At 57.0% G+C, this 13,040-nt stretch carries 7 protein-coding genes; all 7 read left to right on the top strand.

Features of this window, described 5'->3' with window-relative positions; genetic code table 11:
* The first annotated feature begins 275 nt into the window (after positions 1-275).
* The 7 genes from treC to FTE24_RS21975 all read left to right on the top strand — a co-directional run bounded on the left by treC (position 276) and on the right by FTE24_RS21975 (position 12,956).
* Positions 276-1,985: an alpha,alpha-phosphotrehalase gene (gene treC, locus FTE24_RS22005; RefSeq protein WP_150228791.1), complete on the top strand. Its 1,710-nt coding sequence runs from the start codon at positions 276-278 to the stop codon at positions 1,983-1,985.
* A gap of 48 nt (positions 1,986-2,033) precedes the next feature.
* Entirely contained in the window at positions 2,034-4,091 is a 2,058-nt protein-coding gene (treP, locus tag FTE24_RS22000) for a PTS system trehalose-specific EIIBC component (RefSeq protein WP_150228793.1), read from the top strand.
* A 158-nt stretch (positions 4,092-4,249) separates the two neighbouring features.
* The gene (treR, locus tag FTE24_RS21995; protein WP_150228795.1) at positions 4,250-4,975 is read left to right on the top strand and encodes a trehalose operon repressor; all 726 of its coding nucleotides are present in this window, start codon (positions 4,250-4,252) and stop codon (positions 4,973-4,975) included.
* Positions 4,976-5,365: 390 nt separating this feature from the next.
* On the top strand, positions 5,366-6,787 hold the full coding sequence (locus FTE24_RS21990) for an ATPase domain-containing protein (RefSeq protein ID WP_150228797.1): 1,422 nt from the start codon (positions 5,366-5,368) through the stop codon (positions 6,785-6,787).
* Positions 6,788-6,804: 17 nt separating this feature from the next.
* Positions 6,805-7,068, top strand: coding sequence for a hypothetical protein (locus FTE24_RS21985; RefSeq protein WP_337190080.1), 264 nt, complete (start codon positions 6,805-6,807; stop codon positions 7,066-7,068).
* A 7-nt stretch (positions 7,069-7,075) separates the two neighbouring features.
* Positions 7,076-9,250 carry a response regulator transcription factor gene (locus FTE24_RS23525; RefSeq protein WP_272915093.1) on the top strand — a complete coding sequence of 725 codons (2,175 nt, stop codon included), beginning with the start codon at positions 7,076-7,078 and terminating at the stop codon, positions 9,248-9,250.
* Positions 9,251-9,590: 340 nt separating this feature from the next.
* Positions 9,591-12,956 carry an Ig-like domain-containing protein gene (locus FTE24_RS21975; protein WP_160441860.1) on the top strand — a complete coding sequence of 1,122 codons (3,366 nt, stop codon included), beginning with the start codon at positions 9,591-9,593 and terminating at the stop codon, positions 12,954-12,956.
* Positions 12,957-13,040: the final 84 nt, after the last annotated feature.

Here is a 13,040-nt window from a genome sequence, read left to right as displayed (position 1 = left end):
GGCATAAAGAGGCTTTTTAACTAGCTGGCCGCAGGCGAAAAAGCCGGGGAAATCAGCGTACCTTGAGAAACCGCGAATAAAAACCGCGCAAAATGTTTGCTCGCTCTGTTCGCGTGGTATATATAGACAGGTTGACTTCATGTATATACAAGGTTACAATCGGTTCGGAGACATACTTGTATATACATGAAGGGTACAGGCTGCGGATATTCGCTATCCGCGTACGCGATTCCGAAGCGTCTGCGGCCTCTGGGTACCCGAAGGAGGCACGCGGCATGACAGCAGGGCAGCTTGGCAGCAAATCGGAATGGTGGCGCAGATCGGTCGTGTATCAGGTGTATCCGCGCAGTTTCAACGATACGACGGGCAGCGGGCTCGGCGATATCCGGGGATTGACGGAGAAACTCGACTATCTGCACGATCTCGGCGTCGATATCGTCTGGCTTCAGCCGGTCTACATCTCGCCGCAGAACGATAACGGCTACGACGTGGCCGATTACCGCTCGATCGACCCGATGTACGGCACGATGGAAGATTTCGAGGAATTGACAGCCGAATTGAAAGCGCGGGATATGCACCTGATGCTGGACATCGTCGTCAACCATTCTTCGACGGAGCATGAATGGTTCAAGGAGTCGCGCAAATCGACGGACAATCCGTATCGCGACTACTACATCTGGCGCGACCCGGCACCGGGCGGCGGCGTGCCGAACAACTGGCAGTCCAAGTTCGGCGGCTCGGCCTGGCAGTACGACGAAGCCACGGGGCAGTATTACCTGGCGCTGTTCGACAAGACGCAGGCGGACCTGAACTGGGAAAATCCGCAGGTGCGGCAGGAAGCGGCGGATCTGATGCGTTTCTGGGCGGACAAAGGCGTCGACGGGTTCCGGATGGACGTCATCAACCTGATCTCCAAAGATCAGAGCTTCCCCGATGATGACGGATCGATCATGACCGGCGACGGCCGGCGGTATTACACGGACGGACCGCGGGTGCACGAGTATATCAAAGAGCTGTACGAGCGTGTCTACGGTCCGTACGATCTGATTACCGTCGGCGAGATGTCGTCGACGACGCTTCAGCACTGTATCCGGTATTCGAATCCGGCGGAACGCGAATTTTCCATGACGTTCAACTTCCACCATCTCAAGGTCGATTACCCGCAGGGCAAGAAGTGGGAACTGATGCCGTACGATTTCGAAGCGCTCAAGGGACTGCTGTCGTCCTGGCAGGTCGGCATGCAGGAAGGCGGCGGCTGGAACGCGCTGTTCTGGAACAACCACGACCAGCCGCGCGCGCTGTCGCGCTTCGCCGACGACGGCCGCTGCCGCGCCGCGAGCGCCAAGATGCTGGCGACCACGCTGCACGGCCTACAGGGCACGCCTTACGTGTTCCAGGGCGAAGAGATCGGCATGCCGAACCCGAACTGGAACGACATCTCCGAATTCCGGGACGTCGAATCGAAGAACATGTACCGCATCATGATCGAGATGGGCAAATCGCCCGAAGAAGCGTTCGATATTATCGCCAAGCGTTCCCGCGATAACGCCCGCACGCCGATGCAGTGGAACTACGGTCCGCAGGCCGGCTTTACCGACGGCACGCCGTGGATCAAAGTGGACGAACGCTATCCCGAGATCAACGTCAAAATGCAGCGCGAAGATCCAAATTCGGTCTTCAGCCATTACAAGAGACTGATCGCGCTGCGCAAGACCGAAGATGTGCTGACCGACGGCCGCTACGAGCGGCTCGACGAAGGACATCCGCAGGTGTTCGCCTACGCCCGCACGAACGGGTCGGACACGCTGGTTGTCGTCTCGAACTTCAGCGGCGAAGCGGCGGAATTCGCGCTGCCGGAAGCGTACCTCGGACTGGCGGACGCACAAGCCGAGCTGCTGGTCGGTAATATGGCGGACGAGCCGGCCTGGGGCCGCAGCATCAAGCTGGAGTCGTACGCGTCGTTCATGTGGATCATCCGGGGGTAACGCCCCGGCTTTGTATAACATTTCAGGAAAAGAAACGGGGATGAGGGAATGGCGGTAAAAAGAGAGGATGTCGAGAAGATTGTCCAGGCCATAGGCGGCAAGGACAACATCGAAGTCGCGACGCACTGCGTCACGCGGCTGCGCTTCTCGCTCGTGGACGAAAGCAAGGTCGACAAGCAGGCTCTGGACGATAACGAGCTGGCAAAAGGTTACTTTTCCACGCAGGGCCAATTCCAGGTCATTATCGGACCGGGGATCGTCGACAAAGCCTACGAAGAATTGATAGCGATTACCGGAGGCCAGCGCGCCACCAAAGACGACGTCAAATCGGCGGCGATCAAACATAAAAGTCCGGTCCAACAGTTTATCAAAACGCTGTCCGATATCTTCATCCCGCTGCTCCCGGCGCTTGTCACGGCCGGCCTGCTGCTCGGGATCAACAACCTGCTCACGGGCAAGGACATCTTCTTCGCCGGGCAGTCGCTCGTGCAGGTCTACCCGCAGTGGGCCGACTTCGCGGCGATCGTCAACACGATTGCAAGCACCGCGTTCACGTTCCTGCCGGCGCTCGTCGGCTGGTCGGCGGCGACGAGGTTCGGCGGCAGTCCGCTGCTCGGCGTCGTGCTCGGCCTGATCCTCGTCAATCCGGGCCTGCTGAGCGCGTACGATTACGCGTCGGCCGTCAATGAAGGCACCGTACCGACCTGGAACCTGTTCGGCCTGCAGATCAATGCGGTCGGGTATCAGGGACAGGTCCTGCCGATGCTCGTCGCGGCCTATGTACTGGTCGTGATCGAGAAATGGCTGAACCGCAAAGTCACCGATTCGCTCAAACTGCTCGTCGTCGCTCCTGTCGCCCTGCTCGTGACCGGCTTCCTGGCCTTCGTGGTCATCGGTCCGGTGACGTTCACACTCGGCAACTGGCTGACAGACGGCGTCGTCTGGCTGTTCGATACCGTTCCTTGGCTCGGCGGTCTGCTGTACGGCGGTCTGTACGCGCCGCTCGTGATCACGGGGATGCATCACACATTCCTCGCGGTCGATCTGCAGCTGATCAACTCGACCGGCGGCACGTTCCTCTGGCCGATGCTGGCGCTGTCCAACATCGCGCAGGGCGCCGCGGCGCTCGCCATGATGTTCGTCATCCGTTCGCAGAAAATGAAAAGTTTGTCCGCCACGACTTCCATTACGGCATTCCTCGGCGTTACCGAGCCGGCCGTATTCGGGGTTAACGTCCGCTTCAAATACCCGCTGTTCATGGGTATGCTCGGTTCCGCCCTCGGCGGTATCCTGCTGACGATGAACGACGTGCGCGCTTTCGCTGTCGGCGTCGGCGGCCTGCCGGGCTTCCTGGCCGTTAATGTCGAAAACTGGGGCATCTTCTTTATCGGCATGGCGATCTGCCTTGTGCTTCCGTTCGTCGGTACGATCGTTTACGGCAAAATCGTAACCCGCAAACAAGCCGCTTCCGGCGAAGAAGTCGAAGAAGACCTGGCGGAACGCGACGTGAAAACGGTAGAAAACGCGAAAAGCCCGATTCCGAGCAGCGGCAATACGGTCGTCTCGCATGCGTCGACGACAGGCGCTGCCGGTACCGCCGGTGCTGCTGCGGCAGGCCAAGACGCCGTCAACGTGCTCGATCTGCTGGCACCGATTCAAGGCCGCGCGGTTCCGCTCGAGAACGTGCCGGACCCGGCATTCGCCGAGAAACAAATGGGCGAAGGCGTCGCGATCGAACCGTCCGAAGGACGCGTCGTCGCGCCGTTCGACGCGACGGTTGCCCACGTCATCGACAAGAGCAAGCATGCGGTCATTCTGGAACATGCGACCGGCGTGCAGGTGCTGATCCATGTCGGCATCGATACCGTCGGACTCAAAGGCAGCGGCTTTACGGCCCATGTCGCGACCGGCGACGTCGTCAAAGCGGGCCAGCTGCTGCTCGAATTCGACCGCGACATCATTACCGCGGGCGGATATGCTACGATCTCGCCGATCATCATTCCGGCGGGGCAGGATATCGTCGCGAGCATCGAAGAGCTGATGGGCGATACGGTAGCCGGCCAGACGCCGGTGCTGCGCATCCATCTGACAGGCGACGAAGACTGATTGATTGCCCGGCCCAATCGCTATACCGGATAGGCAGGGTATGCAAGATCCACGGTCCGCTTTACGGTTCTAATCCGGAAGCGGGCCGTTTTTTTATGCCGAACCGTCGTTTTTGCTTTTTCACAAAATCCCCCGTAAAATGGGTCACGGTGATCAATATGAATAAAAATATCTTTTCGCAAATTTATGGCGATTATACGCAGCGGATCGAGACCGGTCTGCTCAAGACCGGAATCAAGCTGCCTTCCGAACACGAGATCGCGGAAGAATACGGCACGTCGAGAGAGACCGTTCGCAAAGCGCTGCATCTGCTGTCGCAAAACGGCTATATTCACAAAATCAGGGGCAAAGGTTCGTTCGTGCTCGACATGAACCGGATGGAGTTTCCGATCTCCGGCCTCGTGAGCTTCAAGGAACTGTCGGAACGTCTCGGACGCACCGTGCGCACGATTGTGCACGAGACGGCCTGCGTGCCGTGCCCGAGAAACGTGGCGCGCCAACTGCAAATCGCGGAGCAGGAACCGATCTGGAAAGTCGTCCGCGCCCGGGAGATCGAAGGGGAAAAAGTCATTTTGGACAAAGATTATTTTCTTGCTTCCGTTATTCCCGAGCTGACCGAGGAGATTGCGAGCCAATCGATCTACGCGTATCTGGAAGGCCAACTGTCACTCAAGATCGCCTATGCCAAAAAAGAAATTTCGGTCGAACAAGTGTCGGACGAAGACAAGCGGCTGCTGGATCTGGTCCGCGATACGCATATCGTCGTCGTCCGCAACTACGTGCATATGGAAGACACGACGCTATTTCAGTACACGGAATCCCGGCATCGGCTGGACAAGTTCCAGTTCGTCGATTTTGCGCGGCGGGTGCAGGCGGAAGAGTGAGAGCGTTCAATGAGAAAGCGAATAAGCAGCTCAAGCAAGCCCGGAGAGGTTCTCCGGGCTTTTTTTATAGGAAAAAGGAAGTGAGGCACGCAGCGTGGATAAGAAGGTCTAACTTCATTAAACTCATCTGGATATTCATAGATTTCAATTATTAGTTAGGTGAGCGTTAGGTAAATAGAGAATGATTTTATAGGACCTTGTTCCTTTTTCAAGCATAAATACAGAAGTAGGGAATAGATGCCTGCCCGAAAAAAATCGTTTGGTGTAAGCTTATATGACTGGTTAAATGCTAGACTTCAAGCTAAAATTAAGTGTTAATGCTTCTGAATTGTAAATTTTACGCGAAGCTATTAAAAAGTCAATAAATAGAGAGAGGAAGGGTGGATAATAATGCCTAATAAGATTGAAACAGGAATAAGGGGCTTGGACGACATTCTGCGCGGAGGACTTCCTCTAGGAAGCGCTTCCGTGTTGGAAGGGGCTCCGGGGACCGGGAAGACGACATTAGGCATGCAGTTTCTGGTAGAAGGGGTTGTGCAGCATGGCGAAGCCGGCCTCTACATTTCTTTCGAGGAATTCCCCGACCAGATCTACGCGAACATGCTCGAATTCGGGTGGGATATTAGTGAGATGGAGCGCACGGGCAAAATGAGGGTGCTCTGCATCGAGCCGGAAATCATGCTGGAGCAGATGATGACGCCCGGCGGCCTGTTCGAACAGGTGGTACGGGAAATCAACTGCAAACGGCTCGTGATCGACAGCATCAGCCTGATCCGGACTTTGGGCAATGACGCCGAAGCCAGAAACTATATTTATACCATTCGCAACATCACCCGCAAACTCTCGCTTACCGCTTTGTTTATTCGCGAATACAACGCTTTGGACTCCGACAATCAGGGTTTTGAAAATTACGTGTGCGACGGGACGATCCGGCTCGCTTTCCAGGAAGGCGTTCAAGCCTATAGGAAGCGTACGCTCGAAGTGTTGAAGATGCGCGGAACGTCCGTCATGGAAGGCCAGCACGTATACAAGATTCTGGACAGCGGCCTGCACGTCCTCCCTTCCTATTCCTCGGGCACGAACAGCCTCACAGCCCGGTCGAGTTCCCTCTCCACGGGCATCGAAACGCTGGACCGCATCCTGGACGGCGGTTATCCCGAAAGCAGTTCTTTCCTGATCGACAGCAGCAGCGAAGCGAGTTACATGTATCTGATCGCCGCGACCCTTGCGGAACGGATTATCGCCGGCGACTCCATTTTGTTCACGCTCTCTTCCGCCACGACGCTGCGCCAGCTGGCTTCCAAAATAGGCTTGTTCGGCGTTTCCCTGGAAGAAGCGATGGGCAGGGGACAGGCTTACTTCCTCGATTACCGCAACCAGAAGATCGATCCGCGTTACGAACACGCACGTATACAAATGGGAAACCTGCAGGACCACCAATACCAGGAAAAATTTGGCAAATGGAGAACGGAAGTGTATGAAGAATACCGCAAACAAAATAAGCGTTGGTTTGTATATTTCGAGATGAATACGGCTATTTCCGTCCGTACGGAAGAGTTTGTCCAGGGGGATTTCGTGGATCGGCTGTCCCAATTTCGAAATGAAGGCACGACTGTGCTGGTGCATTGCAACTTTAAGGAAATCAGTCCGGAAGCGGCTTCTTTTTTGCAGCGTTCGTGCGACGGGGTGATCAGCACGTGGTTGGATAACGGCTATCATTATTTGCAGGTTACGAAGTCGCCGGGGGGACGTCTTCTGCCGCCGTACATTATCGAGAACGTCGAAGATAAGCCGTATATTCATCTGGTCTGAGTCAAGAAGAGTTGGGAGTGGAGAACGTGATCGGAGACAAAGAAATCTTTATGCTGCAAGTCGAATGCACGCTTTTTTTCGAAAAAAATCCTTACGCCTACCAGACGACTACCGGATTATCGATGCGCCTCGGCAGAACGGCGGAAGTGCTTGAACCTGTGCTTGAACGACTGATCGAAGTGTTCGTGCTTGAAAAGGTAGGAAGCGGCTCCCGGGCCTTGTATCGATACGTAGCCCCTTATGTGGCGGAGGATATAGAGCTGGATAGATCCAGGAGGTGACTTTGTCATGAATGCCGAATTTCAACTGATCGAAGATCTGCTGCACACCTATGCGGAAGGACTGCTCGTACCCGTATGTTTGACCGATGCCGACGGAAATGTCAAGATCATCAGTCCGAAATCGGTTGAACTTCAGTATGAGAAAGTAAGGGAACAGGCCACGAACCATTTTAATGCGCTGTTGAACAACACGGATTATAATTTGCGCGAACTCAAACATACGCTTCTATACGAAGAGACGGTGCCGGGCATCAAATGCGTGATCGCGCCGATTCCGGTATCCGGCCGCAGCGCCTACTTTCTCTGGGCCGGGCCGCTCATCGTGCAAGGACGAGAGCAGTCCGCGGCCGAAAATATTGTGCATGAAGGTACGGAGCGCTTCGTCTCGGCGATCCGTACCCTCATCGACAGTGCCCGCGAGACCGACCCCAAAGAGATTCGCCAGGTTCATGAAAAAATGAACAAATTGGCTCGAACGTTGTCGCTCCTTCTCGATTCAGGGACCCGCAAAGCAACGCTGCTTCGTCGAATCGAAACGGCTCGCGAACGGTTCGAACCGGACAAAAAAGCACAGCTTTTCTCGTCGGCAGTGCTTGAGACGCTTGCACAAACGAGCACGCTGGCCGATGTGTTCGGCGTGGCCCTTCGCAGCGGAGCCGAACAGTTCAATATTGCGTACGCGGCAGGAGAATCGGCTTCGAATTTATTGAATCAAAAGTTCCATGCCGGCGAAGGCTTTTTGGGACAAGCCGTCCTTAGCCATGCGACCCGGACGTGGAAAGAGATCGAAGGCGATCCGAGACAGCGCTTTTTCACGCAAAAAGGGATGCCCGAAGCCAAACAGCTGTACACGTTCCCGATTCATGCGAACGGACGCTTGGAAGGCGTGCTGTTTGCACTCGGGCTGCACGAATCGGGCGAAGACGACGTATTGGTCGCTTTCGAACAATTGGACGCGGCCTTCATGGCCATGACGATCGGTACGCATATGGCGCATAAGGATCTCAGCAAGCAGCTCAACCGTTTGAAGCCGGTCAACGAAGTCGCCCGTATGATGCTCGATATGCCCGATGCCCATAATCTGCTCATTACGATGGTGGACGTCTGCCTCAGCTTCGTGGAATACCCGCGCGCGGCCATCATGGTCATGCACGATCCGTTGACCGGCAAAGTGAGAACGGTCGGCCGGGGAATCGAAGCCAAAAAGATCGAGTCGAGAGCCCGGGAGATCGGCCTGCGCTATTTTACCGAATCGATCCAGAAGCCCGCTTCGCCGCAAATCCATCGCACGGAAGAGCCGTATGCCGTCATCGAGATTCCTATTTTGCTGGGCGAACGGGCGGCTGCTGTACTGACGGTGGAAGTGGACAGCATCGGGGAGAACGAGATAAACAACGAACTGACGAATTCGCTTGCTCTTCTGGGGAGCATGGTCGTCAAGTCGATCGTCGAGCGTGCCCGCGAAGCGGAACTCAAAAACTCCGTGGCCGACACGCTGCACGAATCTTTGCGTTTCGGCCGCGCGAACAGCTATGACAAATCCGAGAAAGCGGCCCGGCTCATGGCGGAGTACGCCGAATTCGTCGGAATGGCGGAAGCGGATACCGAACTGCTGCTGCGCGTCTGCAAGCTCATTCATCAAGATACCCGGCAGCTGCGCGGCCTAAAAGGACTGTACGAGCAGGAAGTGACGCTCATCGAACAATATCTGCAGCTATCTTCGGAAGACGCTCCGTCGCTTGCTTCTTCGTATCCGCCGCGCGTGCATCTTTTGGCAGCCGTGCAAACCTATATCCAATTCGGCGAAAAATCCTGGCAGGCCAAAATTCCCCACCTGAATGCGCAGGCCATCGAACCTTTCCGCAATTTCCTGTTGAATCGAACAGTCCATGCGAGAGAGCTGCTGCTCGTCCCGCCTCCTTTTACCGATTCGCCCCTGCCGCTCGACGACCGCTCTTCCAAAAAAATATTCGAAGAAGTCGCGGAAGAAAAAGGCTTGACCGTCCGGGAAAAAGAAGTGCTGGAACTGGTCGTCCGGGCCATGAACAACAAGCAGATCGGCAAACATCTCTTCATTAGCGAACATACCGTCAAAAATCATCTGACCAATATTTTTATCAAACTCGGAGTCAGCGATCGGGCCAAAGCGATCGCTTACGTCTACTACAAAAGCATAAGCTGAAGCGGAAAAAGAAAGCGGCGTGTCGACGACACGCCGCTTTTTTGCGTCGATTTTCGCTCTAGGAACGCGTTCCCGACCGGTCGAAAAAACGGCGATCCGGTACAAAGGTGGCCTTTTCCAACCATCGCAAATCGTTAAAAATTAAGGCATCAAGTTTTCGCCGCTGCCGACACCCACCTCGACAGCCGCCCCCCTCATACGGAAGGCGCAAACTTAATGAATGCCGCAAGGAAAGGAGAGTCGCAGGCCGCCGCTTCCCGGAGCGGCGCTTACGCTTACGTTTACGTTCGGAGTTAGACCCGCTTCCACTATTCCTCATTACAGAAGGGCGAGATCCTACATGATTAAAAAAACGGTAACGGCACTAACCTTGGCATCTTTATTGATCAGCGGAGCCGGAGGTACCGGCGTTCTCCAGGCGGAGACGGCGGACGCCAAAATTCCTTTCTATCAAAATGCGGTCGACAACCTGACTTCCCAGGGCGTCATGACCGGCAGCTATAACGGCAGCGAAAACATGAACGCCATCGTGACGCGCGGCGAAGTGGCGACGATGCTTGCGAATCTGCTCGGCATTCAAGGGAACGCTTCTGCATTGAAGTTTTCCGATGTGAACGCCGATTCGTCCGAAGCCGCCGCGGTGGCGGCCCTGACAGAAGCCGGCTACGTCAAAGGCTTCACCGACGGCACGTTCCGTCCGGACAAAGGCGCAAGCCGAGCGGAGATCACGACGCTCGCGCTGCGCATCTTCACGGATCTGGAGAGACAAGGCGCTTCGGGCGATTCGTTCACGGACGTTCAGGACTCCAACTGGTTCAGCGCGGCGGTCAAACAGCTGTCGGCCGCCGGCGTCGTTAACGGCATGGGCGACGGACGCTTCGATCCGATGCGGGAGATGACACGCGGCGAATTCGCGACGATCGTCGACCGTTCGGTCAATACGGTGAACGACATGGAGTTCAGCGTGGATCGCGTAGGCGAAGGAACGGTCACGATCTCCGGCAAGACGTACGCGGTGTCCGCAGATCGCCAAGCGCTGTTCAGCGCCGCGAACGCGGCTGCCCTGAACAAGGCGTCTGTGAAGTTCAACCGGGCTTCCGGCACGTTCAGCGAGATCCGCAGCGTGGCGCTTCAGCCGGGAGCGAACGCGGCTGAGACTGTTACGATCGACGGAAAAGGCGGCACGTTCGAAGGTGCACTGATTCTCGGCGGCAGCCGCGCGAACCTGTCCAACCTGACGGTAGGCGGCGGTATCGAAGTCGGCGCGTCCACCGGATCGGAAGCCGGCGAATTGACGTTCAACAAGGTTAATACGCCGAATCTGACGGTTAACCGGGCCAATGCCAACGTCACGCTGACCGACAGCAAGCCGGCGGCGGTGCAACTGCAGGGCAGCGGGTCTTCCGTCACGACGAACGCCGAACTGCCGGAAGTCGCTTTCGGCGAAAGCAACGAAAAGGCGACCCTTAACGGCAAAGTCAACAAGCTCGTGGTCAATTCGGCCAAAGAGGTCAAATTGTTCGGTCAGGCCGACCTGCAGTCGATCGTGCTCAATCCGAACGCCAAGCTGTGGATGAACGATACGGCCAAAGCGCTGGAAGCGACGATCGGATCTTCCGCCAAATTGTATCTGGGCGCAAACGCCTATCTGGAAAATGCTGTGATCGACGCTTCCTATGCGAACAGCCGGGATGCGGTCGATAATTGGAACCGCGTAGGCAAACTCAACGGCGGCGCCAATCCTTACAGGGAAGTCGTCAATGCTCCGGCCGTCTGGACGCCGGCGCCGAGTCCCGCTCCGACGCCGGCTCCGAACCCGGAACCCGCGCCGCAGCCGATCGCGGTCGAACAGATCCGGATCGATCAGGGCAGCCTGCTGACCGTAGTCAACGGCAGTTCGCAGAAATTGACCGCGACCGTGACGCCGACCCATGCCGCGGACCCATCGATCACCTGGTCCTCGGGCAACCCGGAGATCGCCGAGATCGATTCCCAAGGCAATCTCAAAGCCGTCGGTGTCGGCGCGACCAGCATCAAAGCGACTGCCGGGAACGGCGTCTCCGCCCTGATTCTCGTGACCGTGACGGCCGAACAGATCGCGCCTGCTTCCGTATCGATCCGCGAAGGGACCGAATTGTCGCTGGAAAAAGGCAAAACGGCCGCGCTGACGGCAGTCATCGATCCGATCACATCTACGGACAAATCGGTCACTTGGACTTCCGATAACGAAGCGGCGGCGACCGTCGATGCGGAGGGCCGGGTGAGCGCGCAGGGCGAAGGTGTCGCCACTATTACGGTGACGACGTCGAACGGCCTGACGGCTTCGATCGCGGTGACCGTGACGGCAGCCGTGTCCGAGGTGGTCGAAGTGACAAGCGTAACGATCGAACAGGGCGAGACGGCTTCGATCGACGTAGGCACGAGCTTCGAGCTGACCGCGGCAGTCAATCCGCAGGACGCGACCGATCGCAGCTTGAGCTGGAGCAGCAGCGATCCGCGGATCGTGAGCGTCGATCCGGTAACGGGCGTCGTAACGGCCGCCTCGGCCGGCGAAGCGATTATTACGGTGTCCGCCTCGAACGGCGTGACGGATACGATCCGCGTAACGGCTGTCGCCGAGAGCGTGCCGGCAAGCGGTATCGCGATCCAGGGAATGCCGGACACGCTGCTGACGATCGGCCAATTCGTGCAGCTGGAAGCGATCGTTAGCCCGTCCAATGCTACGGACAAGAGCGTGATCTGGAAGTCCGAAGATCCGACGATTGCTAGTGTAAATAGCACCGGCGGTTTGACGGCGCTCAAGAGCGGGGAGACGCGCGTTCTGGCCATGAATTCGGCCGGCGGCGTGGATGCGGTCGTAGTCCGAGTCGAGCGCGGAGTTGTCAATCCGACTTCGATCTCGATCAACGAAAGCATTCCGAACCCGGTCTATGTCGGAGACGGATTCAAGCTGACGGCGACGATCTCGCCGAACGACGCGACTGGCGCGAGCGTCACTTGGTCGTCCAGCAATCCAAACGTCCTCACGGTAGACAATGAAGGCAACTTATCCGCCGTGGCGGCAGGCACGGCTTCGATCGCGGTTCGCACGTCGAACGGCATGAGCGACAGCCGCAACGTGACCGTCTATGCGCAGCAGGTCGAAGCCGACGGCATTACGATTGCCCAGGGCGCTACAGGAACGCTCGAAGCGGGAGCGACCCAACAGTTGACCGCGACGGTAACGCCGGTCAACGCGACCGACAAGACCGTGACGTGGACGTCCGCCAATACGGCGGTCGCTACGGTAAGCAATACGGGTCTCGTCACGGCAGTCGCAGCCGGAAAGACGACCGTTACCGCAACAAACTCGGCGGGCCGGACGGCAACGATCGAATATACGGTGACTCCGGCTGCCGTTCAAGTCACGGTGGACCAGCTGCTGAAATACGCCGAAGCCAACGGCCAGATTAGCAATTTGCAAAATCCGGCGGCTTCTTATGCACTCGAAGTCAGCACCGAATCGGTCCGTCACTTCCTGGGCAGCGACGCGCCGGAGGTGCTGAACATCAGCATCCGCGATACGAGCGGCACGCTGCGAGTCGTGGAATTGACGCGCGACGCGTCCGACCCGACCTACGACGTGTATGCCAACTACGATCTGTCTGCCGGCCTGTACAGCGAGGCGGCTATCCGTGCCGGAATCGTAACGAAGCCGAGCACGTAACCCGCCTGCTTTTCCGCAAAAAAGAAATCCGAACCGACCATGCGGGCCCTCCGGGTCCGCATCCTTATTCAAAGGAGGATGAAT

The sequence above is a fragment of the Saccharibacillus sp. WB 17 genome (assembly GCF_008634075.2).
GTDB lineage: Bacteria > Bacillota > Bacilli > Paenibacillales > Paenibacillaceae > Saccharibacillus > Saccharibacillus brassicae.
Note: the sequence above shows the minus strand (reverse complement) of the source record. Positions and strands in the feature narration are given on the sequence as shown.

What these genes read in the sequence shown, in the direction of transcription:
- treC (WP_150228791.1), top strand. Translation starts at nt 276, where the DNA reads ATGACAGCAGGGCAGCTTGGCAGCAAATCGGAATGGTGGCGCAGATCG.
- treP (WP_150228793.1), top strand. Translation starts at nt 2,034, where the DNA reads ATGGCGGTAAAAAGAGAGGATGTCGAGAAGATTGTCCAGGCCATAGGC.
- treR (WP_150228795.1), top strand. Translation starts at nt 4,250, where the DNA reads ATGAATAAAAATATCTTTTCGCAAATTTATGGCGATTATACGCAGCGG.
- FTE24_RS21990 (WP_150228797.1), top strand. Translation starts at nt 5,366, where the DNA reads ATGCCTAATAAGATTGAAACAGGAATAAGGGGCTTGGACGACATTCTG.
- FTE24_RS23525 (WP_272915093.1), top strand. Translation starts at nt 7,076, where the DNA reads ATGAATGCCGAATTTCAACTGATCGAAGATCTGCTGCACACCTATGCG.
- FTE24_RS21975 (WP_160441860.1), top strand. Translation starts at nt 9,591, where the DNA reads ATGATTAAAAAAACGGTAACGGCACTAACCTTGGCATCTTTATTGATC.